This window comes from Massilia eburnea, assembly GCF_050709955.1.
Taxonomy (GTDB): domain Bacteria; phylum Pseudomonadota; class Gammaproteobacteria; order Burkholderiales; family Burkholderiaceae_D; genus Rugamonas; species Rugamonas eburnea_A.
The window spans coordinates 60,669-82,299 of sequence record NZ_JBNZFX010000023.1 but is presented as its reverse complement, the minus strand read 5'-3'; the positions used below and the strand labels follow the sequence as shown (position 1 = coordinate 82,299).

At 61.0% G+C, this 21,631-nt stretch carries 22 protein-coding genes; 15 read left to right on the top strand and 7 right to left on the bottom strand.

The annotated features are described in order from the left end of the window. Positions 1-17: 17 nt before the first annotated feature. On the top strand, positions 18-704 hold the full coding sequence (locus ACQ4MM_RS12810; protein WP_431477724.1) for a YjjG family noncanonical pyrimidine nucleotidase: 687 nt from the start codon (positions 18-20) through the stop codon (positions 702-704). Here the strand turns inward: ACQ4MM_RS12810 and ACQ4MM_RS12805 are convergent. Further along, the gene (locus ACQ4MM_RS12805) at positions 701-3,439 is read right to left on the bottom strand and encodes a TonB-dependent receptor (protein ID WP_431477723.1); all 2,739 of its coding nucleotides are present in this window, start codon (positions 3,437-3,439) and stop codon (positions 701-703) included. The two genes, ACQ4MM_RS12810 and ACQ4MM_RS12805, sit on opposite strands and share 4 nt — an antisense overlap. A gap of 238 nt (positions 3,440-3,677) precedes the next feature. On the opposite strand from ACQ4MM_RS12805, the gene ACQ4MM_RS12800 reads away from it, so the two are divergent. Both ACQ4MM_RS12800 and ACQ4MM_RS12795 read left to right on the top strand, forming a co-directional pair. Next, positions 3,678-4,244: a hypothetical protein gene (locus ACQ4MM_RS12800; protein WP_431477722.1), complete on the top strand. Its 567-nt coding sequence runs from the start codon at positions 3,678-3,680 to the stop codon at positions 4,242-4,244. A 23-nt stretch (positions 4,245-4,267) separates the two neighbouring features. Beyond that, positions 4,268-4,843, top strand: a complete 576-nt coding sequence (locus tag ACQ4MM_RS12795; protein ID WP_431477721.1) for a hypothetical protein — start codon at positions 4,268-4,270, stop codon at positions 4,841-4,843. Here ACQ4MM_RS12795 and ACQ4MM_RS12790 read toward each other — a convergent pair. The 3 genes from ACQ4MM_RS12790 to ACQ4MM_RS12780 are packed head-to-tail and all read right to left on the bottom strand — an operon-like array spanning position 4,840 to position 7,163. Further along, positions 4,840-6,294, bottom strand: a complete 1,455-nt coding sequence (locus ACQ4MM_RS12790; protein WP_431477720.1) for an MDR family MFS transporter — start codon at positions 6,292-6,294, stop codon at positions 4,840-4,842. The genes ACQ4MM_RS12795 and ACQ4MM_RS12790 overlap by 4 nt on opposite strands. Next, complete coding sequence (locus ACQ4MM_RS12785; RefSeq protein WP_431477719.1) at positions 6,291-6,749, bottom strand: MarR family winged helix-turn-helix transcriptional regulator; 459 nt, start codon at positions 6,747-6,749, stop codon at positions 6,291-6,293. The genes ACQ4MM_RS12790 and ACQ4MM_RS12785 overlap by 4 nt, the downstream gene beginning before the upstream one ends. Before the next feature lie 21 nt (positions 6,750-6,770). After that, on the bottom strand, positions 6,771-7,163 hold the full coding sequence (locus ACQ4MM_RS12780) for a hypothetical protein (RefSeq protein ID WP_431477718.1): 393 nt from the start codon (positions 7,161-7,163) through the stop codon (positions 6,771-6,773). A 71-nt stretch (positions 7,164-7,234) separates the two neighbouring features. On the opposite strand from ACQ4MM_RS12780, the gene ACQ4MM_RS12775 reads away from it, so the two are divergent. Next, positions 7,235-8,299: an aromatic ring-hydroxylating oxygenase subunit alpha gene (locus ACQ4MM_RS12775; RefSeq protein ID WP_431477717.1), complete on the top strand. Its 1,065-nt coding sequence runs from the start codon at positions 7,235-7,237 to the stop codon at positions 8,297-8,299. Continuing rightward, complete coding sequence (locus ACQ4MM_RS12770) at positions 8,283-9,617, top strand: APC family permease (protein ID WP_431477716.1); 1,335 nt, start codon at positions 8,283-8,285, stop codon at positions 9,615-9,617. Before ACQ4MM_RS12775 ends, ACQ4MM_RS12770 begins: the two co-directional genes overlap by 17 nt. Here the strand turns inward: ACQ4MM_RS12770 and ACQ4MM_RS12765 are convergent. Beyond that, on the bottom strand, positions 9,529-10,644 hold the full coding sequence (locus tag ACQ4MM_RS12765; RefSeq protein ID WP_431477715.1) for a sterol desaturase family protein: 1,116 nt from the start codon (positions 10,642-10,644) through the stop codon (positions 9,529-9,531). The two genes, ACQ4MM_RS12770 and ACQ4MM_RS12765, sit on opposite strands and share 89 nt — an antisense overlap. After that, entirely contained in the window at positions 10,634-12,247 is a 1,614-nt protein-coding gene (locus ACQ4MM_RS12760; RefSeq protein ID WP_431477714.1) for a hypothetical protein, read from the bottom strand. Before ACQ4MM_RS12760 ends, ACQ4MM_RS12765 begins: the two co-directional genes overlap by 11 nt. A gap of 95 nt (positions 12,248-12,342) precedes the next feature. Here ACQ4MM_RS12760 and ACQ4MM_RS12755 point away from each other — a divergent pair, with 95 nt between their 5' ends. From ACQ4MM_RS12755 to ACQ4MM_RS12740, 4 genes are all read left to right on the top strand, one after another. After that, a complete protein-coding gene (locus ACQ4MM_RS12755) occupies positions 12,343-12,939 on the top strand; it encodes an IMPACT family protein (protein ID WP_431477713.1) in 597 nt (198 codons plus the stop codon). Between the two features lie 121 nt (positions 12,940-13,060). After that, positions 13,061-13,936 (top strand): GGDEF domain-containing protein, encoded by an 876-nt coding sequence (locus ACQ4MM_RS12750; RefSeq protein WP_431477712.1) that lies wholly within the window; start codon positions 13,061-13,063, stop codon positions 13,934-13,936. A gap of 58 nt (positions 13,937-13,994) precedes the next feature. Then, positions 13,995-14,732: a hypothetical protein gene (locus ACQ4MM_RS12745; RefSeq protein ID WP_431477711.1), complete on the top strand. Its 738-nt coding sequence runs from the start codon at positions 13,995-13,997 to the stop codon at positions 14,730-14,732. 82 nt (positions 14,733-14,814) lie between these two features. Next, entirely contained in the window at positions 14,815-15,012 is a 198-nt protein-coding gene (locus ACQ4MM_RS12740) for a DUF2970 domain-containing protein (RefSeq protein ID WP_431477710.1), read from the top strand. Here ACQ4MM_RS12740 and ACQ4MM_RS12735 read toward each other — a convergent pair. Then, positions 14,931-16,562: a methyl-accepting chemotaxis protein gene (locus ACQ4MM_RS12735; protein WP_431477709.1), complete on the bottom strand. Its 1,632-nt coding sequence runs from the start codon at positions 16,560-16,562 to the stop codon at positions 14,931-14,933. The genes ACQ4MM_RS12740 and ACQ4MM_RS12735 overlap by 82 nt on opposite strands. 107 nt (positions 16,563-16,669) lie before the next feature. Between ACQ4MM_RS12735 and ACQ4MM_RS12730 the strand changes: the two genes are divergently transcribed. The 6 genes from ACQ4MM_RS12730 (at position 16,670) to ACQ4MM_RS12705 (ending at position 21,528) form a co-directional block, all read left to right on the top strand. Then, on the top strand, positions 16,670-18,067 hold the full coding sequence (locus ACQ4MM_RS12730) for an L-cystine transporter (RefSeq protein ID WP_431477708.1): 1,398 nt from the start codon (positions 16,670-16,672) through the stop codon (positions 18,065-18,067). Between the two features lie 3 nt (positions 18,068-18,070). After that, positions 18,071-18,523, top strand: coding sequence for a type II toxin-antitoxin system RatA family toxin (locus tag ACQ4MM_RS12725; RefSeq protein ID WP_431477707.1), 453 nt, complete (start codon positions 18,071-18,073; stop codon positions 18,521-18,523). 465 nt (positions 18,524-18,988) lie between these two features. Continuing rightward, positions 18,989-19,375: a hypothetical protein gene (locus tag ACQ4MM_RS12720; protein WP_431477706.1), complete on the top strand. Its 387-nt coding sequence runs from the start codon at positions 18,989-18,991 to the stop codon at positions 19,373-19,375. Positions 19,376-19,821: 446 nt separating this feature from the next. After that, the gene (locus ACQ4MM_RS12715) at positions 19,822-20,247 is read left to right on the top strand and encodes a hypothetical protein (protein ID WP_431477705.1); all 426 of its coding nucleotides are present in this window, start codon (positions 19,822-19,824) and stop codon (positions 20,245-20,247) included. A gap of 529 nt (positions 20,248-20,776) precedes the next feature. Then, positions 20,777-21,226, top strand: coding sequence for a hypothetical protein (locus tag ACQ4MM_RS12710; RefSeq protein ID WP_431477704.1), 450 nt, complete (start codon positions 20,777-20,779; stop codon positions 21,224-21,226). A 74-nt stretch (positions 21,227-21,300) separates the two neighbouring features. Beyond that, positions 21,301-21,528: a cyclic-phosphate processing receiver domain-containing protein gene (locus ACQ4MM_RS12705; RefSeq protein ID WP_431477807.1), complete on the top strand. Its 228-nt coding sequence runs from the start codon at positions 21,301-21,303 to the stop codon at positions 21,526-21,528. Positions 21,529-21,631: the final 103 nt, after the last annotated feature.

The window sequence follows — 21,631 nt, the reverse complement described above, 5'->3', positions numbered from 1 at the left end:
ATTTTATTTTCCGCACAATGAAACATTCACTCTTCCTGTTCGACCTCGACGACACGCTGCTGGATTTCCGCGCTTCCGAGAAGCTCTCCTTTGAGCGAGTGCTGCGGGAACTGGGCTGCCGCGACAGGATCGATGAAATGTTCCAGCAATATCAGGGCATTAATATCGAGCTATGGCGGGCGTTCGAAGCCGGCACGGTTTCGAAGGAATTCCTGAAAGTAGAAAGGTTCCGCAAGACCTTTGCTGCGAATGGGCTGGAGATCGATCCGCTGCAAGCCAGCCACCGTTACCTGGAATCGCTGTCTGAAACCGTGGTGCTGATCGACGGCGCCACGCGCTTGTGCAGGACGCTTGCTGAAGTCGGCGAAGTTGGCATCATCACCAACGGTGTGGCGCACATCCAGGACCGCCGCATCGCCAGCTCCGGCCTGGGTGACTACATCTCCTTCACCGCCACTTCCGAAGCATGCGGCTTCGCCAAGCCTGACAGCCGCTTCTTCGAATACGCCACGAAAATGGCGCGCACCTTCAACAAGCACGAAACCATCATCGTGGGCGACCGGCTGGACGCCGACATCCTCGGCGCCAACCGCTTTGGCATCGAAAGCTGCTGGTTCAACCCGGGCCGTTTAACCAACGACACCGAAGCATTGCCCACTTTCGAAGCCGTCCACCTCAACGATATCGCACCTTTGCTGGCTTAGAAGGCGAAGCGCAAGCCGGCGTTGACCCGGCGCCCCACATCTTCCAGCGTCAGGAACTGGCTCTCGTTGTTGGCATATTCGTGCATGCGCGAATTGCTCAAGTTGATGCCGTCCAGGTACAGGGCGATCTTCGGCGTGATGTTGTAGCGCAGGCTCAGGTCGTACTGGCCGTAGGCTGCGCGGGTACGTGGCTGGGTGCTGCCGCCACCGCAATCGACAGCGAACTTGTTGCGCCAGTTGTAGCTTACACGCGCCGAGAAGGTCTCGTTCTCGTAGAACAGCGAAGCGTTGTACGACTGCTTCGACAGTCCTGGATAGCCGCAATCGAGCGCCGCTGCATCGTCGCGACTGGCGCTGGCGTCGACAAAGGTGTAGTTGGCGGCGACACCAAAACCGCGTAGCCAGGCGATGCCGTTGTCGAAGGCGTACTGGCCAGCCAGCTCGATGCCTTTGATCTTGCCCTTCTGGCCGTTGCGGATACGGGTGTCATGCACCACTTCCGAATACTGCGGGATGGTGATGTCTTCCAGGCGCCTCTCGAGGAAGTTAGACACCTTCTTCTGGAAGATCGCGGCACCGAGGAAGTTGGTCTTGGACAGGTACCATTCGTACGACAGGTCCAGGTTCTTCGACTCCATCGGCTTCAGGTAAGGATTGCCGCCGCCGGTCTGCACGTCGCCGAAGCGGCCGCCGTACCAATTGTCCACGCCCATCTGGTTCAGGGTCGGGCGGGTCTCGGTCTTGGAAGCGGCCAGGCGCAGCACCATATCGTCGGTCAGGTCGAACTTCAGGTTACCGGATGGCAGCACGCTGCTATAACTGTTATCCACCGAAGTTTCGACCGCCGGGCCGTAATTCAGGATGTAAGTGGTGTCGTTCGGGCTCTTGGTCGCCGACAGCAGCACGCGGCTGATCCCGGTGGAGGTCGAATTCACGTGCACCACGCGCACGCCGGCGTTGGCCGACCAGCGCTCGCCTTCCCATTTCGAATCAAGGAAGATGCTCGAGACCTTTTCCTTGACGCTCCAGAAATTCGGCTTGGTGTAATCGATCGCCATCGGGCCGTTCGGGAACTTGGTCTTGTCCAGGTACAGCGCCGGATCGTTCGACAGCGCCAGTGTGGATGGCTGGTTCAGGTAGTTCATGTAAGCGTACGGGTCGAAGCTCAGGTAACTCGCCGGAGCGCCAGGGAAAGCGTTGTCCAGCGACTTCACCGTGAACAAGGATGACGGCAGCGCGACATGGTAGCCGCTGAACGCATTCCAGGAGTCGCTTTCCCATTGGTTGCGCCCCACCTTGCGCTGCGAATACGCGACACCGGTGTCGAGCCCCTTGAAGGCGCCGATTTCATGCGCCCAGGAAGCGTTCATGCGCCCTTCGCTCAATTCATCGGAGAAGCGAACGTCCTTGTTCGACACGGCATGCGCCCGCACCGCATTCGGGTCGGTAATGCCATCGCCGAATGACAGGCTCGGTATGCTGCCAAAGGTCAGCGTGTCGCCATTGTTCGGCACCATGCCCGCCACGATCCACTGGTCCGGGGTCTTGGTGGTGGTCCGCGAGTTCGAGATATCGCCCTCCAGCTTCCACTCCGGCGACACATTCCATTTCGCATTCAGGCCGAAAGCCTTGGTGATCGACAGCCGGTCGCCACCCTTGACGATCATGTCGTTCGAGTTGGCGTCGGTCAGGATACCGGTGCCGTCGCCGACCAGGGCCGGGTTGTTGGCGAAGAAGTTCGCGCCGGGACGCATGAAGCTGGTGACCTGGTTGTTCGAATCGTATTTCACACCCAGCTGCACCGGGTTGTTCCAGTCGCTGATCGCGATCACGTCGTTGCGCTGGTTGAGGCGCGAATAGAGCGCATCGGCAGTCAGCTTCCAATCAGGCGATGGGTTGTACTGCATGGTGACGTTGCTGACCAGGCGCTTGCGGGTTTCGTTCTCCTGCTGGTAGCCGAAGCTTTGCGGCATCAGCAGCTTCTTGCTGGTGACGTTGGCCATGGTCAGGCCCTTGGAATTCAGGTCGCCGTCGATCATGTACACGTCGCGCAGGTTCCAGGCGTCGTTGATGGCCTTGTTCTGCTTCGAGGCACGGTCGGTATAGGACAGCGAACCGGTCACGCCAAAGGTCTTGTTCTCATTGGCGAACGAGTACATGCCGCTGACGTTGGGCGTATTCTTCTTCGAGTTCGAATCATAGGAATCGAACACATTCACCACGCCCGAGTGGCCGGCCTTGCCGGACAGTGGACGGGCAGTCTGGATATCGACCGTCGAGCCGATGCCGCCTTCCGGCAGGAAGGGCATGGAAGTCTTGTAGACGATGGCTTTCGAGATCAGGTCGGACGACAGCAGGTCGAACGAGAAATCGCGGCCGCCGGTATCGCTGGTCATGGTGCGGCCGTTGACCAGCACGTTATTGAACTCGGGACCCAGGCCGCGCACGGAGATGTAGCGCCCTTCCCCGTTATTGCGCTGGATTTGCACGCCGGTGACGCGCTGCAGCGATTCCGCGATATTCGTATCCGGGAATTTCCCTGCGTCTTCGGCCGATACCGCATCTACTACACCTTCCTGCAAACGCTTGGTCGCCAGCGAGGAAGCCAGGGAAGCGCGGACACCGCTCACCACCACCTTGGCCGAAGGATCGATCGGCTCGCCCGCCGTTTGAGCATAGGCACCCAGCGGCAGCAGCATTTCTGCGATCAGCGCCGCCAATACAGTCTTACGCATATTGTCTCCGTTATTTTGATTTGGTGAGCCAATGGTACGCAGGGCCTGCAATATCAAAGTATTGCGTCTTTCAGTATTGATATTCCGAAAACGTATGAGTCAAACCGGCCTCGCAACCGCACGAAACAGGGTCCGATTTACGTGGCCAGATGTGGAATTTATGCAACTTGTGAATATTCGATAGTTTGCTTTCAGAAACAATAGTTACAATTCGCAGTCCAACCATCCCGGAATTGCAATGTCTGACAACGTCTACGCGGCGCCGCGCGCCAACCTCGATGAACAGTTTCACTCCAACGTGGAAGACCACTTTTATGTGATTTCCACGCGCAAAATGATGACGCTGTTCTTCTTGACCTTCGGCCTGTTCCAACTCCATTGGAATTTCCAGAATTGGTTGCTGCACAAGCGCGCAACCGGTGAAAACATCTGGCCGCTGCCGCGCGCCATCTTCGCCATCTTCTTCACGCACAGTCTGTACCGGAAAATCGGCGGCTTCGATGCCACCGGAAAACGCGGCGCCTGGGATAGTGGAAGCTACTCCAGCGCCATGGTATTCCTGATGCTCGTTGAGTATGTGCTTTCGTGGGCGGGCAAGAGTTCGAAGTTTTTCGACGTGATCTCGATCCTGCTGATCATTCCAATTGCCCTGCTGATGAAACAGGTCCAGGTCGAAGTCAATGCCCGCAGCGGCGATCCGGCAGGCAGCAGCAACGACAACTTCACCGTCGCCAATATCGTCTGGTGCGCGATCGGCGTAGCGATCTGGTTCTTCGCTGCGATCGGCATCCTGTTCGGCCCTTAATACTTCTTCTTTAGCACCCCATCATGTCTGACAACGTCTACGCTGCCCCGCTATCCAACCTGGACCAGCAAACTTACGCCGGTACAGAGCCGCGTTTCTATGTCGTCTCGACCCGCAAACTGCTGGTCCTGTACTTCATCACGATCGGCTTGTACCACTTGTACTGGAACTATAAGAACTGGGCGCTGCATAACCGGGCAACCGGTGAAGGCGTATGGCCGGTGCCGCGCGCAATTTTCTCCATCTTCTTCACCCACAGCCTATTCCGCGACATCTCACAACACGACGTAACGCATGAACGCGCCGAGTGGAATGCCGGTTCGAATGCCGCCTTCATGGTGCTTCTGGTCATCGGCGGAAATATCCTGGAGCGGATGGCGTCCAAAGGCTTGGGATCACCCATGACCGATATCGCCTCCATCGCCATGCTGGTGCCCACCGGCCTGCTGCTGAAGAAGGTGCAGGATGAAATCAATGCGCGCTGCGGCGATCCAGCCGGCAGCGGCAACGCTTCGTTCACGGGGGCCAATATCGCCTGGTGCGTTGCGGGCGCCATCTACTGGGCGCTGGCAATTCTCGGCATCTTCTATACGGATTAATCGGCCTTGTGGCCAGCCAGCGGAATCTCCGGCAGGAACAGCAAAACGATCAGGCCTGACAGCACCAGCACCGCGCCGGCACCGAAGATGCCGGCGATCGCGTGGCGGTACACAGCCACCGTCGATGGCAACACGCTGATGCCCGGCCCCACTGCCGCCACGGCTTTCACGCCGTGGATGTGCAGCGAACGCGCCAGCAGTGCGCCCGATCCCGTCACGCCCAGCAAGCCGCCCAGCGAGCGGAAGAAAGTCAGCATTGCCGTTCCCACGCCGCGGCGCGGCAGCGGCAGTGCGTTCTGCACCGCGATGGTCATGTTCGGCATGACCAATCCCAGGCCGGCGCCCAGCAGGAAGATCGCCGGTTCGATAACCCAATAGCCCCACCCCGCTTCCATGCCCAGCGCCAGCGTGGTGAATGCCACCAGCGCGGCAACCAGCCCTCCCAATTGCACGCCCTTGTACTTGCCGGTACGTGCCAGCCGGCGCCCGCTCAGCATCGAGGAGCCGACCAGGCCGATCATCATGGCCACCGTCAGCAGCCCCGAACTGGCGGGGCTGCTGCCCATCACCACCTGGAAGAACAACGGGAAAAAGATAGTGGCACCCATCAGGCCCATGAAGGTCAGCGCCATCACCACGCTGGCGATATTGAATACGCGGTTGCCGAACAAATCCGGCGGCAGCACCGGTTCCGGCACTTTGCGCACGTGCACGGCCAGCCAGGCGCCGAGGACCACGGCCAGCGCACTGCACACCAGCACCTGCAACGAATCCCAGGCCCATTCGGTGCCGCCCAGCGCCAGCACCAGCAGCGCCGACGTGATCGAGCCGGTCATCAGCACGGAACCCAGGTAATCGACACGGTGGGCGTGGTGCACCTTCTCCTTGTGCAATGCCCGCGCGATAGCGTAGAAGGCCACGGCGCCGACCGGCAAGTTGACGTAGAAGGTCCAGTGCCAGGACAGCGCATCGGTAATCAGGCCGCCCAGCACGGGGCCAAGCAGGCTGGTAGCGGCATACACCACCGGCACCATGCCCATGCGCTTGCCCCGCTCCGCCGGTGGAATGATGTCGGCGATGATGATCTGCGCCAATGGCAGGAAGCCGCCCGCACCAATGCCTTGCAGCGCGCGGAACACGATCAGTTGCGTCATGTTCTGCGACAGGCCGCACAGCGCGGAACCAAGCAGGAAGGCGCCCATGGCGGCAAAGATCATGGGCCGGCGGCCGTACTGGTCGGCCAGCTTGCCGTACAGCGGCATGGTGGCGGTGGAAGCCAGCACATAGGCCGTGACCACCCACGACAGATGGGCCATGCCGCCCAGGTCCGCCACGATGCGGGGCAAGGCGGTAGCGACAATGCTCTGGTCCAGCGCACTCAGGCCCAGCACGGCCATCATGGCCAGGTAGACGGCGCGGATTTCGCGCTCGGTGACAGGAGTGTCCTTCATGGTGTTCCGATGAGATTCAGGGGTTCGATGGCGGCTTCCAGCGCCGACAATTGGGCCGGCGTCAGGCGCGCTATGCGCTGCGCCATCCAGTCGCGGCGCTTGTCGCGCAGGGCTTCGATGCGTTCGGCGCCAAGCGCCGTGGCCTGCAGGCCGGAGCGGCGACGATCCTGCGGATCGGGCGCGCTGCGCTCCACCAGCCCCGCCTCCTCCATCGCCTTGATATGGCCGCTCATGGTGGCGGCGCGCACGTTTTCCATGCGCGCCAGTTCGGCGACGCCAATGCCCGGCTGCTCCTGAATGATGGCCAGCAGCATGTACTGCACCAGTGGGATATCGCCGCCGTTTTCGCTGGCGTCGCGGCGCATTTCGCGCACCAGCCGTTTCAGCGTCAAACGCAGCTCCTCGCTGGCGGCAAGCACGCGCGGCGACAGGCTTGCTTCATGTTTTTTCGGCATTTATCTCAATAATTAGGTAGGCTACCTACCTATATTACCGGATTTCTCCTGGCCGCGCAAAAGCGCCAGCAAATGCTCGCGCGCCCCTGCCAGCGTCATGCCCTTCTCCTGCAGGTGCGGCAGCAGTTTCTCGAACAGATCGCGGCGCCGCGCTCCGACTTCGGAGATGTCGCGCCGGTCGCTGAAGAAGTCCATCAGCGTGGAGCCGCACAGGCAATTGCGGTAGGCCTCGACGATCGCAACGCTGTCGTCATCGACGCTTTGCTTGAGGCCAGTGATGTCCTTGCGCACCGATTCGGTTTGCTGCATGAAGTCATGCGCCGTGGCGAAGACCCGCCCGCAATAGCCACAATGTTTGGGGAAGGCGGAAGCGGCCAAGGCTCTCAGGCCCTCAAAGAAAAGACGTTCCTCCATTTTTGCCACCTCTTTCTTCCAGAGCGCCGCAATTTATGAGACAGTAAATCTTTCGCGCCGCGGAGCTAATAATGACCCTGCAGGAGCATTGCCGATTCGAGCCGCTGGAGCGCGCACATGCGCTGCACGCCAGCTTCTACACCGACCAGCAATGGCTGGAATTCGAACAGCGGGAAGTCTTCGGTTCGACCTGGCAATTGGCGGCGCACAGCGGGGAACTCAGTGCGGCAGGCGACCATGTGGTTGGCGACATTGCCGGCAAACCGATCATCATCATACGCCAGCCCGACGGCATGCTGCAGGCTTTCTTCAACGTCTGCCGCCACCGCGCCGGGCCGCTTGCGACCTGCAACGGCAAGGGCGCGCGGGCGCTGCACTGCAAATACCACGGCTGGACCTACGAACTGGATGGCTCCTTGCGTGCCGCCACCGAAATGCAAGGCGCGGCCGACTTCAACCAGTCGGAGATCCGCCTTCCCCGCGTCCAGGTGCGCGAGTGGCAAGGCCTGGTGTTCGTGGCCCTGGGTACAGACACGCCGCCGTTCGAGCAGGTGTTCGACGGCATCAGCGAGCGCATCGCGCCAACCGACTTGTCGCACATGCGCTTCGCCAAGCGCGATACCTACAAGCTCGAATGCAACTGGAAGGTCTATATCGACAACTTCCTCGAAGGCTACCACCTGCCCTTCGTTCATCCCGGCCTGTCGAAGGTGCTCGATTACCGCGCTTACGACACCGAACTGGCGCAATGGCATTCGCTGCAGCACTCACCGCTGCGCAACAACGACGGCATCTACGGCGACGGCAACGCCTGGTACTACTTCATCTACCCCAACATCATGCTGAACATCACGCCCGGCCGGCTGCAGACCAACCGCATCCTGCCGGCCGGCCACCGCCAATGCATCGTGGAATTCGACTATTACTACACCGACGACCCGGAAGTGCAGGCGCGCGTGCAGGCCGAGCAAGCCTTCAGCGACGAAATCCAGGCCGAAGACATCAGCATCTGCGAGCGGGTGCAGCAAGGCCTGGCTTCCGGCTCGTACAGCGCAGGGCGCCTGAACCCAAAGCGCGAAAGCGGCGTGTGGCATTTCCAGAACCTGCTGCGAGCCGCCTATGCACGCCACGAATAAGGGCAAGCCGCTCGGCTTCTGGATGTGCACCTCCCTGATCGTGGGGAATATGATCGGCATGGGCATCTTCATGCTGCCCGCCGCACTGGCGCCGTTCGGCAAGAACGCCTTCGCCGGATGGGCCATAACCGTGATCGGCTGCCTGTTCATCGCCCACGTCTTCGCCCGCCTGGCGCGCGCCATGCCGGACGAGGACGGGCCGTACGGCTACTGCCGGCGTGCCTTCGGCAACGGCGTCGCCTTCTTCACCATGTGGTGCTACTGGGTGTCGATCTGGGTCACAAACGCTGCGCTGGCAATCGGCATCGTGGGCTACCTGACGACCCTGGTGCCTGCGCTGTCCGCCCATCCGGCCCTGCCGCCGCTGACGGCAATGGCCATCATCTGGTTCTTTGTCCTGGTCAGCCTGCGCGGGGCGCTGGCTTCGGGCCGGGTGCAACTGGTGTCGGCGGCGCTCAAGCTGCTACCCATGGGCGCCATCGTGCTGCTCGGCGCCTGGATCTTCGGCAGCGACAGCACGGCTTACGCGGCGCACCTGCCGCCTACCCCGTTCACGCTGGATGGCACCGCCGCGGCAGGCACTATCGCCCTGTTCGCGATGCTGGGCGTGGAATGCGCCGCGCTGCCCGCCACCAAGGTGCACCAGCCTGAACGCACCATTCCGCGCGCCACTATCGCCGGCACGCTGGTGGCTGCGGTAGTGTATGTGCTGGTCTGCACCATTCCCATGCTGCTCCTGCCGCAAGCGGAGCTGGCCGCGTCCAACGCGCCCTTCGTCGACCTGTTCCGCCGCTACTGGGATGCCGGCAGCGGGCATTGGCTGGCGATCGCCGTGATCTTCAGCGGTCTCGGCGCGCTGAATGGCTGGACCATGCTGGCGGGCGAAGTGACGGCGTCGATGGCCCGCCACGGCATTTTCCCCGCTGCGCTGAAATCGGCCAACCGCCACGGCGCACCGGCCTGGTCGCTCCTGCTGGTGGGCCTGCTGGCCAGCACCATGATCGCGATGAACTACAGCCGCTCGATGACGGAGGCCTTTACCTTCCTGACGCTGGTGGTGACCGCTGCCAGCATGCCGCTCTACCTGGTCGGCGGTGCTGCCGTGTTCAAGCTGCGCCAGCGCGGGGCCATGCTGGCGTTCAGCGCTGTGATGACTTGCGTCTTTTCCCTCTGGGCCTTTTACGGCATGGGCAAGGAAGCCTTCTGGTGGGGCATCGCGCTGGGCGCGGTCAGCTTGCCGGTGTTCTGGCTGGTGCGCTGGCGGCAGAAGGCGCAGCAGGCTGAAGGCAGTACGCCACCAGCAGCAGCGCCGCAGTAACCGCCGCGACCAGCGCCAGCCTGGCCGGCATCGACAGCAAGGCGGCGTGCGCGATCAACTGGTTCTGCATGACTACGGCCGCGGCAAACGCCAGCAGCGCGGCGATGGTCCAGCGCTGGCCGCCGGCAGTCGCGCGGGTAGCGGTATACAGGCGGCCCGCAGGCAGCGTGAATGGCGGCCATGGGTCGGCGGCGGCGAGATCGGCGGGACGCCAGCCGGTATGGCGGAACCACAGGGAAAGCTTGTCGCTCCAGCGCGTAGCACGCACGGCATCGCGCCACATGACAGCCGGCCAGGCGAATTGCGCCCACACCGCATTCCATCCCGGCCCGCCCTTGCGAACGCCGTACACGCATTGCTCGCCTTCTTCGATATAAGTGCCGAACAGGCGGTCCCAGATCATCAGCGTGCCGGCGTAGTTGCGATCCAGGTAGACATCGTTGACGGCATGGTGCACCCGATGGGCACTGGGGGTATTGAGGATGCCTTCGATCAGCGGCACGCGGCCTATCAGGCGGGTATGAATCCAGAACTGGTAGAACTTGCTCAGCGTGAGCTGGATGATGAACACGCCAGGCGGGCAGCCAAGCAGCGCCAGCACCATGAACAGCGGCGCATGAAACAAGTCCTGGAAGGCGCCCTGGCGCAACGCGGTGGTGAGGTTGAATTCTTCGCTCTGGTGGTGCGGTGAATGCACAGCCCACAAAAAGTTGATCTCGTGCGACCAGCGGTGCGCCCAATAGTAGACAAAATCGAAGGCCACAAACGACCAGGCCCAGGTCCACACCGCCCCCGGCGCCGATTCCCACAACGATAAATGACTGAAGACCCAGCCATAGGCCAGCAGCATGGCGGACTTGGTAAACACTTCCAGCGTCACGGTCCAGATGCCGCAAGCCATGCTGGTCAGGCTGTCAGCCAGCGAGTATGCCTCGATCCGGCGGCGGTGCGCCAGCCAGGCTTCGGCCGCGATCATAACCAGGAAGACGGGTGTGGCCGCGGCCACCAGGGCATTGTTATCGAGCATGCGCGGGCTTGGCGCCGGCCTTGCGGCCAAGTGCGGTGCGCAGTACTTCGCCGACGGGGCGGTTCAGCACTGCGGCGACGGTCTGCATGCGCTTGGAGTCCAGCACCGGACGCGAATTCTGCGCCGCCAGGGCGGCTTGCGCTGCCTGTGCCACTGCCAAGGCCTTGGCCTTCGCTTCACGCCGGGCGGCGGCTGCAATATCGGCCAGTTGCGCCAACTGCACCTCGTTCGGGAAGCCTTCGACGAAATAGCGCGGCGGGTAATCGTCGGTGCGCTGCATCAGCGCGCCCACCACCGGCATCGCCGCTTCCCAGGTCACGGTAATCGGCGGTTCGATGCTGGCGGGATCGGCGAAGTACAGCAGGTCGGTCTTCGGCAGCAGGCTTGGCATGCCGCGCGTCCAGGTGCAGGCGCTGGTGCGGACCTGCTCCGGACCGAGCTTGCCGACCAGGTAGGTGACCACGCAGCGATTGCGTCCGCTCGCCCATTCGTGCGCTTTCAGCAGCTCCTTCTGCAGGCGGTAATCGTTGCCTTCCACGTACTTGGCCAGGCTGTTCAGGCGCCGCGTCAGGCTTGGCGGCACGAAGATCTGCCAGCGGCCATCCACCAGGCGCAGCAAGCGCGGCATGACCATCTTCTCCTCGCGCATGGCGGAAATCGCGGCCTTCAGCATCGCATCCATCGCCACTTCGTTCTTGTCGCTGCACACCATCAGCATGCCGCGCGTCGGCACCATGACCACCGGACGGCCCTCGGGGACGGCAGCCTCAATCAGTTCCGGCAAAAGCATGCGCGACGAATCGTAACCATCGTCCCAGCCGCCGCCCAATACACCCTGGGGCGAAGGCAGCAGCGGCGCGGTGGAGCGCGCGCGCAGGTTGGCAAAGGCCGCTTCGAAGGCCTGATCTTCCGTCAGGTCCCAAGCGTCGAGATGGGCGCGCGCCACGCGGTGCACCACGGTGCCGCGATGGAAAGCCAGCCCCATTTCCAGCCCTTCGCAGATAGGACGGAACAACAGCGGCGAGTAACCGCGGGCGGCGGCCAGCAAGGCCTGCCCGCGTTCCGCGCTGTTGCGCACGATCGGCAGCAGGTGGCGCTTGGCCTCCTCCACCATGCCCGGCGTATTGCCCATCAAGACCATGCCGGCGGTATGGCGCAGCAGGTCTTCGCTGGCGGCCAGCGACGCGCCAAGCCATTCCCGGTACATGTTCTCGAGCGGCACCAGCAGTTCCAGCGGATAGGGCGACTCCGGACCGGGCACGCCAAACAGTTCGCCTTCGTCGGCCAGGAAAGTCCAGCGCCGGCCGGGATCCAACAGCTCCAGGTGCCCCTGCAACTGCAGCGCATATTCAGCCAGCGTAGCGCGCGCAGCCGGCGCTTTTTCCTCTTCGACCTCGCAGCGGATGCCGCAGGTCATCAAGGCGTCGCGGAAGCGCTCTGCCATGGCCCAGTCGACACCTTTTTTCACGATCGCGCCATTGCCGACGGTGATCGGGCGCACCGCTTCCAGCGGGCGGCGGAACAAAAGCATCAGGCGTGCCTCTACCCGCTCCTGCAGGAAGCCGTTCTGTACGCCAAGGGTTTTGATCCGAAAAGTCGCCACGAGGTTCGCCACGAAGACCGAGTTGAACAAATTGCAACAGCATTGTAAGGGAAGCCGGACGTTAACAGGCAGCAAACCTGTATCATGTTGGCCCCATGCCACAAACCATTATATCTCTCGCGACTAGCGATTTAGTTGTAAAGAAAAGCCGTTTTCTTGGCTTTGTCCAGCCAGTGGCCGACCGCGCCGAGGCGCAAGCGATCGTGGCCCGCCTGCGCGCCGAGCATCCCGACGCGGCCCACGTGTGCTGGGCCCTGCTGGCTGGCGGGCAATCGGCAGCGGTCGATGATGGAGAGCCGGGCGGCACTGCCGGCCGCCCGATGCTGGACGTGTTGCGCCACCAGGACCTGGAAGGAGTGCTGGCGGCCGTGGTGCGCTATTTCGGGGGCATCAAGCTGGGCGCCGGCGGCCTGGTGCGGGCCTATACGGATACCGTGGCCCAGGCCCTGCTGACGGTGGAAAAAGTCGCGATCGTGCGCTACACCGAACTGCGCTGCATCCTGCCCTATTCGCTGGAAGGCTTGCTGCGCCGCGAACTGGCGGCCGCCGGCGCCACCTTGGTGGACGTGGGGCACGACCAGCGTGTAACGCTGGCCTTCCGCATCGCAGACAGCGCCGCGCCAGCCCTGGTTGCTCGACTGAACGAGTCAGCCAGCGGCCAGCTTGAATGGCCGTCACCACTACACGAATAAACAAAATAGTTAAAAGTTAATATTTTTCTATTAACAATTTTTGCGTTATTGGCTTGGGCTGGCTACTGTCACGAACATGCGCGATGAAACACTATTTTCTGGCAATCAACTCTCGGCGCTGTTGAATGCCCTGCCCGACCCTGCGTTTATCCTGACGCGCAGCGGCCGCTACATTGCCATTTTCGGCGGCATCGACGTGCGCTACTACCATGACGGCTCGAACCTGATCGGCAAAACGGTGCATGACGTGCTGACAGTGGACAAGGCAAGCTGGTTCCTGAAGGAGATCGAAACCGCGCTGGCCTGGCGCGCCCTGCACATCGTCGAATACAGCCTTGTGCCCGGCGACATCAAAGGACTGCCGAGCTGCGGCCCCAGCTACCGCCTGTGGTTCGAAGGCCGCATCCAGGCGCTGGACTTCCAGGTCGACGGTGAAGATGCGGCGCTGTGGGTTGCCAGCAACATCACCGCGCGCAAGGAGATGGAAGACCAGCTGCGCATGCTGAGCGAGGTGGACTCCCTGTCCGGCCTGCTGAACCGGCGCAAGCTCATGAGCGTGCTGGCCGAGCACTTCGATACTTTCGAACGCTACGGCACGCCAATGGCCATGCTGATCTTCGATATCGACCACTTCAAGCGCGTCAACGACGAGCATGGCCACCTGGCCGGCGACATGGTGATCAAGACCACCGCCGACGTTTGCCAGCGCGAGCTGCGCACCACCGATGCGCCGGCCCGCCTGGGCGGCGACGAATTCGTGGTCCTGATGCCACACACCACCTGCGAACAGGCAGCCCCGATCGCCGAACGCCTGCGCCAGCGCATCGCGGAAACACTGCACGCATTGGGAAATATTGGCGACGCCGTCACCATCAGCGGGGGGCTGGCCGGCTTCCGCGCCGGGGACGGCTGCTCCGAAGACGTGCTGAAACGCGGAGACGACGCCCTGTACCAGGCCAAACGCGCCGGCCGCAACCGCATTGTCTGCACCGACTGATGCTTGCTAGGTCTTGATAAAAGGTTCAGAATTCCTTCAAAGCCCGAGGGAGGTTGCGATGGACTCTTTATTACAGTTCAAACCTGGCGACGCCTGGCTGCTGCGCAGCCGCGGCACACGCGCCATGAACCACCTGCTGGCACCGGCCTCCGCGCCGCGTGCCGCGATCCCGCCCGTCATTGGCCGATGGCGTGGCCGCGAAACCCTGCCCGTTCACCTGCTGGATAAGTTGCGCGAATCGCGCGCCAATAGCGCCTACATGCGCCGCCTGGAAGACTTGCAAGTCTGCGTGGCGCGCGCTGAAGTGCAGTTGCGCCAGTTGGCGGCGCCCCAAGCCTGGCAAGTGCCCAGCGCCGGCCCGGTACTGGGCGGAGACGGCATGCTGGCAAGCTGGCGCAAGATGGCCGAAGGCGGCCCTCTGGCGCGGGAATTCGCCACCCACGCCTGCCACGTGTCAGCCTGCACCCGCCAGTTGCAAGACGCGCTGGCCAGCTTCGATGTGCTGCAGCAGCAAGCCAAATCCCCCGAACGCCATGGCCCGCTCAGTGAGCTGGCCGGGCGCTTGATCGCCTGGGGCGACACCCTGGTGGAAGACGAGGTGGCAGACGAAGTCATGCTGCGCATCCAGGCCTACCCCGAGCTGTACGAGGAAATGCAGGACGAGGGGGATGGCGGCAGCGACGAGGCGGTAGCCAGCCTGGAATCCCTGGGCGATGCCGACCTGCTGCGCCTGGACTGGGCAGGCGGCCAGCGTGGCAGGCTGCTCAAGGCACTGGCCCGGTTCCGGTCCATCTGATACGGTCGTTTCCGGGCGCTTCTGCACCTGTTTTTCGAGGCCGGGCCAGCGCACAATAGGCCCAATCTCGAAAGGAAACGACATGGACGACACCAAACCCCGCAGCTTCGGCGAAACCATGCTGGCCGTCGCCTGGTCCTTCATCGGACTGCGCCGGCGCAGCGACTTTGAACGCGACGTCGGCGCCCTGCGTCCCGGCTACGTGATCGCAGGCGGGCTGATTGCAGCGAGCTGCTTCGTCGGTATCCTGCTGTTCGCGGTTCGCATGGCCACATCGTGATGCAGCTTGAATACGCCCACCAGGGTATCCAGGTGGGCCGCCTGCTGCTTCAGCGCATCCGCCGCTGACGCAGCTTCCTCCACCAGCGCAGCATTCTGCTGCGTCACCGTATCCATCTCCGTCACAGCCCGGTTGATCTGCTCGATGCCAGCGCTTTGCTCGTCGCCGGCAGCCGTAATTTGCCGCATGATCTGCGACACCCGCTGCACTGAAGCCACCACTTCCTCCATGGTGCTGCCGGCGCGCGCCACCAGGGCGCTGCCCTGGTCCACCTGCTCCACCGAATTGACGATCAGGTCCTTGATTTCCTTGGCGGCAGCCGCCGATCGCTGCGCAAGCTGGCGCACTTCGGTGGCAACGACCGCAAAACCGCGCCCCTGCTCGCCGGCGCGCGCGGCTTCCACCGCCGCATTCAGTGCCAGGATATTGGTCTGGAATGCGATACCGTCGATCACCCCGATGATGTCCGAGATCTTGCGCGAAGAATCGCTGATCGAGCCCATGGTCTGCACCACCTGCCCCACCACAGCGCCGCCCTGCTGCGCCACCGCGGTAGCCGCCGCGGCCAGCTCGTTGGCCTGGCGCGCGTTGCTGCCGTTTTCGCGCACCGCGCTGGTCAACTCCTCCATCGAAGAAGCGGTTTCCTCCAGCGCACTGGCTTGCTGCTCGGTGCGCGAAGAAAGGTCCAGGTTGCCGGCCGCGATCTGGGTGGCTGCGGTATTGATGGTTTCCGTCCCCTGCCGCACTTCGGACACGATGCGCAGCAGGCTGTCGCGCATCACGCTCATGGCCTTCATCATGCTGGCCTCATCGTCGTGACGGGTTTCCACGTGCACGGTCAGGTCGCCTGCAGCAATGCGGCCGGCGATTTCGGCCGCCACATCGGGTTCGCCACCCAACTGGCCAAGCAGGCGGCGCGCAATCAGTGTAGCGGCAAGCACACCTGCCACCAGCGCCAGGCCGCTCATGGCCAGCATCATGGTGCGGGCAGTGGCATAGGCCTCGGTCGCCGCAGCGGCATCCCTGGCATTATGTTGGCGCTGAAGCTGCACGTCTTCATCCATGACGTCCTGCCAGCGCTGTGTGGCCGGGCCGGCCTTCTGCATTAGCAGGGCCATCGCTTCCTCGTCCTTGTGCTGCAGCGACAGTTGCAGCAACTGGTCGGTCAGCAGGCGGGCTTCCTGCTGCAATGCGCGGATGCGGGCCCGGATCGCCTTCCCCTCCCCCGAGCCCGGCAAGGCTTCCAGCGCCGCCTGCGCCTTGTCGTACTGGGCCCGCGCGGCCTGGATCTTGGGCAGCTCGCGCCGCATGGCCGCCTCGTCCGACAATAGCACCAGGGTGCGCGTGACGCGGGCGACGATATGCACCGCTTCCGACATATCCTGCACGTAGGTCAGCTTCGCCACATTGAGCTGCACGATCTTCTCGAGCTGCGCATGGATGCGGTGCATATTGTAGATACCGAGACCCGACACGCCGGCCATCAGCGCCAGTACCAGGCCGAAGCCCAGCGCCAGCCGGGTGCCCACCGTCATCGATTGCTTCGACATAGCTATTCCTTTCGTAGCGACTCTGCAACCTCGGTACTGCAAATAGGCAAGACTACACCAATTCAATTAGAATCTCTCGATTCCAAAATATAAGCCGCTGCCCCTACATGAACCTGCAAGTGATCCTCAACCTGGCCGTCGCGGCCATCGTGCTGGCCTTCCTCGTCGTGCAGCAAAAACGCCATGCCAGCTTTACCGTGCGGGTGTTCAGCGCACTGGGGCTGGGCGTGGTGCTCGGCGCCGGACTGCAGGTGCTGTATGGCGCCGGCAGCGAAGTAGTCAAGGTGACCGGCCAGTATCTCGACATCGTCGGCAGCGGCTACGTCAAGCTGTTGCAGATGATCGTGATGCCGCTGATTATGGTGTCCATCGTTTCGGCCATCCTCAAGCTGCGCAATGCCAGCTCGCTGGGCAAGATCAGCGCCCTCACCATCGGCACCCTGATGCTGACCACCACCGTGGCGGCTGCCATCGGCATCCTGATGGCCAAGCTGTTCGGCCTGAGTGCGGCAGGCCTGGCCTCGAACGCAGCGGAATTGGCGCGCGGCGCCTACCTGGAAGGCAAGCTGGCCGACGCGCAATCGATTTCGCTGCCGAACATGCTGCTGTCCTTCATCCCGAGCAATCCCTTCCTCGACATGACGGGCGCGCGCAAGACGTCGACCATTGCGGTGGTGGTGTTCGCGGTGTTTGTCGGCGTGGCCGCCATCGGCATCGCGGAGAAGAAGCCCGAACACTTCACTTCTTTCGATCATGCCGTGCACGTGGCGCACACCATCGTGATGCGCATGGTGACCCTGGTGCTGCGCTTGACGCCTTACGGCGTGTTTGCCTTGATGGCACAGGTGGTATCGAGCTCCAGCTATGCCGACATCCTGAACCTGATCGGCTTTGTGGTGGCCTCCTACTGCGCCCTGCTGCTGATGTTCTGCGTGCACCTGGCGATGGTCAGCGCCAGCGGTCTCAATCCGCTGCGCTACACCAAGAAGATCCTGCCGGTGCTGACGTTCGCTTTCACCTCCCGCACCAGCGCAGGCTCCATTCCAATGAGCGTGCAGACCCAGACCCAGCGCCTGGGAACGCCGGAAGGCATCGCCAACTTTGCCGCCTCGTTTGGCGCCACCATCGGCCAGAACGGCTGCGCAGGCATTTACCCGGCCATGCTGGCCGTGATGATCGCGCCAACGGTTGGTATCGACCCGTTCACCGCATCGTTCCTGGTACCGCTGCTGGCGATCATCACCATCGGCTCTGTCGGCGTGGCCGGAGTGGGCGGCGGCGCCACCTTTGCCGCGCTGATCGTACTGTCTTCCATGAACCTGCCGGTGGCGCTGGCAGGCCTGCTGATTTCGATCGAACCGCTGATCGACATGGGCCGCACTGCGCTCAACGTCAGCGGCTCGATCGCCGCCGGAACCGTCACCAGCCGAGTGATGGGCGAAACCAATATGGCCGCCTTTGCCAACGACCAGGAGCTGCAGGTCGATACCCAATCCGCCGCATAAGATATGTTGATTCGTTACGAATTCGAGGTCGGCGCAAGCGCCGAATACATGTTCAAACTTACTCAGGACTATGATCTTCGGGCAAAGTGGGACCCACTGACGACCGAAGCCTTCCTGGTCAACGCAACCGATGCTGCTCAAGGCGAATTGGTGCGCTGCACCGCGGCCAACGGCCTTAGCATGGACACAGTCTACGTGTCCTACCAGCCCAACAAGGTCGCCGCCGTCAAGTTGATCAAGGGACCGTACATCTTCGATAAATTTGCCGGGGGATGGAATTTCAAAGAACTCGGCCCGGACAGGACCAAGGTTCTTTTCTCGTACAACATCACCACCAAGCCGCGTTGGCTTTCGTGGCTTCTGACGCCAGTAGTGGTGTTCTTTTTCAAACGCGAGACGCGGAAGCGCATCGCAGCACTCCAGCATTATGCACTCGATAACTATCGGCCCATTTGAAGTCAGATTTGAGCCAGCGCTGGTTTCCGTCCCTCGCGACGGCTCCAAGTACGACTGGCTGTGCGATGACTGGATCGAAGTACCTCATCTAATCAAGATCGAGCAGGCTGACGGATGGGCAACGGTCACAGGCCTGAATGGTGGACCGACTGAAAAAAGGCGAAACGTAGTCCGCCCTCTCCGACCGGCTGCACTAACAGAATCCGAGATAGTCGACTATTTCATTCAGTCTGCATTGACCGAATATTGCACGCGGGAAGACATCGAAAAGCAGATTGCAGTCACAAACTACCAGTGGGGGAAACTAGTATCCTTAAACTGGACCGCCCTTGGTTACGCCCCTGGCGGGACGGAGTATTGCATGCTCCCAAACGATGGCGTCGCCATCTCACTTGACCTTTTGGCCCTTGAGTGGACAACCATGAAGATCTCATTAGCTAAATCCGACGGCGCGATTCAATAGCCATGGCAAAAATAGGATGTACCTGCGGACATACAATCCGCGACCAGACAGACTCACTTCCATACAAAGCTTCGCTCCTGCGCGACGTCGACCGTGATCCGTTCTTCGATTGGCTGATCGAGGAAACACAATCCTTCGTTGACGCTGCTCAGCGTGGAACAGTCGATGCCTGGTTATTGGAAAAGGGATATGGTCCGGGCTATGTTGCGCTGAACCTAACCCACGGCCATATCCTGCATGATCACATTCATTCCAAATACCTCGAGTACGAACGCGATGTGTATGAGTGCACAAACTGCGGCCGCGTGCTCATTGAAACCTCGCAGCCCAACAATTTCGCGAGCTTCTCGCCCGACGTTCAAGCGGCAAAGAATCTGTTAAGTGATTAGTTTCAGGCCCTGCCAGGATTTGCTGATGGTTGCAATGGCAAGTCACAGTGAGCCTATAGCTGCGCTCCAACCTTCCCCTCATATTAGCCGTAGCATCCCCCAATGGAAAGTGGGCTGGCGATGAAATCGGAAAGCGGAACCGCCTCGGCGAAGCCTCGGACTGGATCCAAGGAGACCAGACGCCAAAATGCTCATGCGGCGAAACGATGACCTTATATGGGCAGCTCGATTCAATCGCCGACAAGTACATCTTTGACGACTGCGGCATGCTTTATGTTTTCGTGTGTTTCGACTGTTTGGAGACGAAAAATCTCGTGCAATCGTACTAGATGTATTGGCTCAGACTTGACCTGACACTTGCTGTCATATAGGTTAGCGGTCCCATTGGCCGATTCCGGCCATGAGCCGCCGTTGCATTTCCATCTGATACTAAGTTGAGAGGCTACATGCACTTCAGAAAAATTGTGTTCGTTTGCTGTTTCTTAGCTCCGGTAGCCGCGTGGGCTTCTGATGCTTTGATTTATGCGGCTGTTTATGAATGCAATGCGGACGAGATCAATCAGGCTTTGGTTACAGACTGTTCGGCCACGTATCCGTCATTGTCAGTCGATGCTGCGGAGGCTTTGCGCAAATGGCGGAACCGTAACACTGCGAAAGCCAAGCTTGCCAAGAACGCTTGTGAAAGTGAGCTATCTTTCAAAGGCGGAAACGTAACACCGGCAGAAGTCGAGGCTTTCCAATCCAAAATATCAAATATAAAGTCGGACATCCGAAAAGACTTTCTCGCAAGACAGCAAAGTGGAGGTGAGGCAGTTTGTATCGATGCATTGCATCTGCTCGAAACCGGTTCCGGGGCAATGGATCTTAAGTAGAATTCGATGGCAGTTACCTATTACGGTCAGCAGCGGACATATGCATTCGAGAGCGGGGATGGGACCCTGCTGACGACAATACTGCACTCAACTGGGTCGAGGCATTTGCTGATAGGACAACCGAGCTCGCCGTGTATCTCCGTCGGCTCATCGTGGCAGAGCGCAAGTGCATCGGCGGCGAATTTGTGAGGCGCCTTTCCCCACGCCTGCGCTGGCGGCGTTTGGCTGCGGCGCGTCTGCTGGTCCGAACGGGGCACTCCGTTGATCGGCGAGTTTTCTCGAATCCAAATGCACGTTTATGGTCGTCCGGCGACCGCATGCCCAACGTCCCGCCGCGCTATTCTTGGGTCGGTGTTTTCACACTCGTTCCTCTTTAAGTAAAAACCGGTGAGGTCAATTTGCAAACCGATTTACCCTGACAGTCGGCAAAGGGGCGTGAGTCGCCCCCCGTCTGACAGGCCCTGTCAGGTCAAGTTTGAGCCACTACATATTAGACATTTTGTCTCGTCCTGCAACTACACCTCCCGATATGCGCTCAATCTGGTTTTCTCTAATTGATCCCTCTGTCGCTGAAGTGTGCGCGACTCTTGAGTCGGCGGGATTCCATCCATTTCCGGAAATTGTTGGTGTGTTCCGGTATCCGCATCTCGACCAACCTGGGCTTTTCATTCAATGCGAAGATTATCAATGGGTGGAGCGCTTGGATCTACACGAAGAATACGATGAACTTGTCCTTGCGATTGGAGGAGCTAAGCCATCGGTATACGTTTTGGTCGATGTGTCGCAGCACATTCCAGGTGATTCCGAAGTTCGCGATATTGCACGATGCCTGCTGCAGTCCTACTCCGGGTATGCCTTCGATGACTTTCTCTCCTACTCTCATGCCTGGACGTTGCAGGAGATAGAAGAAAACGCTTCATTCAACGGTCTGTACTTCTTTGATTACGAAGGTCATTACCGGCTTTCTAGACAAACTTAAATATGCGTGTATATCTTGATGACGAACGCACTACTCCTGAAGGATGGGTGCGCGTCTACTGACCGGAAGAAGCAATCAAGCTTCTGGAGGCGGGAGCAGTGGACGAATTGAGCCTCGATCATGACCTTGGCGACGATGAACGCGGCACGGGTTATGACGTCGTGCTCTGGATTGAAGAAGCGGTAGCTCTCCGCGGATTCAGGCCGCCAAAAATCTACGTGCATTCCGCAAATTCATCAGCCAGGGACAAAATGATCGCGGGCATTCAATCCATTGAGCGCATGGCGAAAGAAAGCAAGTGACCATGAGCCTATTTTAGTAGCATGCCGCCGGCCCGCTGCACTGGCTGTCCGAAATCGGACACCCTCGTGCGGGAACGCACGGCGCGGCGGGTCGCAAGCACGA

What these genes read in the sequence shown, in the direction of transcription:
- ACQ4MM_RS12810 (WP_431477724.1), top strand. Translation starts at nt 18, where the DNA reads ATGAAACATTCACTCTTCCTGTTCGACCTCGACGACACGCTGCTGGAT.
- ACQ4MM_RS12805 (WP_431477723.1), bottom strand. Translation starts at nt 3,439, where the DNA reads ATGCGTAAGACTGTATTGGCGGCGCTGATCGCAGAAATGCTGCTGCCG.
- ACQ4MM_RS12800 (WP_431477722.1), top strand. Translation starts at nt 3,678, where the DNA reads ATGTCTGACAACGTCTACGCGGCGCCGCGCGCCAACCTCGATGAACAG.
- ACQ4MM_RS12795 (WP_431477721.1), top strand. Translation starts at nt 4,268, where the DNA reads ATGTCTGACAACGTCTACGCTGCCCCGCTATCCAACCTGGACCAGCAA.
- ACQ4MM_RS12790 (WP_431477720.1), bottom strand. Translation starts at nt 6,294, where the DNA reads ATGAAGGACACTCCTGTCACCGAGCGCGAAATCCGCGCCGTCTACCTG.
- ACQ4MM_RS12785 (WP_431477719.1), bottom strand. Translation starts at nt 6,749, where the DNA reads ATGCCGAAAAAACATGAAGCAAGCCTGTCGCCGCGCGTGCTTGCCGCC.
- ACQ4MM_RS12780 (WP_431477718.1), bottom strand. Translation starts at nt 7,163, where the DNA reads ATGGAGGAACGTCTTTTCTTTGAGGGCCTGAGAGCCTTGGCCGCTTCC.
- ACQ4MM_RS12775 (WP_431477717.1), top strand. Translation starts at nt 7,235, where the DNA reads ATGACCCTGCAGGAGCATTGCCGATTCGAGCCGCTGGAGCGCGCACAT.
- ACQ4MM_RS12770 (WP_431477716.1), top strand. Translation starts at nt 8,283, where the DNA reads ATGCACGCCACGAATAAGGGCAAGCCGCTCGGCTTCTGGATGTGCACC.
- ACQ4MM_RS12765 (WP_431477715.1), bottom strand. Translation starts at nt 10,644, where the DNA reads ATGCTCGATAACAATGCCCTGGTGGCCGCGGCCACACCCGTCTTCCTG.
- ACQ4MM_RS12755 (WP_431477713.1), top strand. Translation starts at nt 12,343, where the DNA reads ATGCCACAAACCATTATATCTCTCGCGACTAGCGATTTAGTTGTAAAG.
- ACQ4MM_RS12745 (WP_431477711.1), top strand. Translation starts at nt 13,995, where the DNA reads ATGGACTCTTTATTACAGTTCAAACCTGGCGACGCCTGGCTGCTGCGC.
- ACQ4MM_RS12740 (WP_431477710.1), top strand. Translation starts at nt 14,815, where the DNA reads ATGGACGACACCAAACCCCGCAGCTTCGGCGAAACCATGCTGGCCGTC.
- ACQ4MM_RS12735 (WP_431477709.1), bottom strand. Translation starts at nt 16,562, where the DNA reads ATGTCGAAGCAATCGATGACGGTGGGCACCCGGCTGGCGCTGGGCTTC.
- ACQ4MM_RS12730 (WP_431477708.1), top strand. Translation starts at nt 16,670, where the DNA reads ATGAACCTGCAAGTGATCCTCAACCTGGCCGTCGCGGCCATCGTGCTG.
- ACQ4MM_RS12725 (WP_431477707.1), top strand. Translation starts at nt 18,071, where the DNA reads ATGTTGATTCGTTACGAATTCGAGGTCGGCGCAAGCGCCGAATACATG.
- ACQ4MM_RS12720 (WP_431477706.1), top strand. Translation starts at nt 18,989, where the DNA reads ATGGCAAAAATAGGATGTACCTGCGGACATACAATCCGCGACCAGACA.
- ACQ4MM_RS12715 (WP_431477705.1), top strand. Translation starts at nt 19,822, where the DNA reads ATGCACTTCAGAAAAATTGTGTTCGTTTGCTGTTTCTTAGCTCCGGTA.
- ACQ4MM_RS12710 (WP_431477704.1), top strand. Translation starts at nt 20,777, where the DNA reads ATGCGCTCAATCTGGTTTTCTCTAATTGATCCCTCTGTCGCTGAAGTG.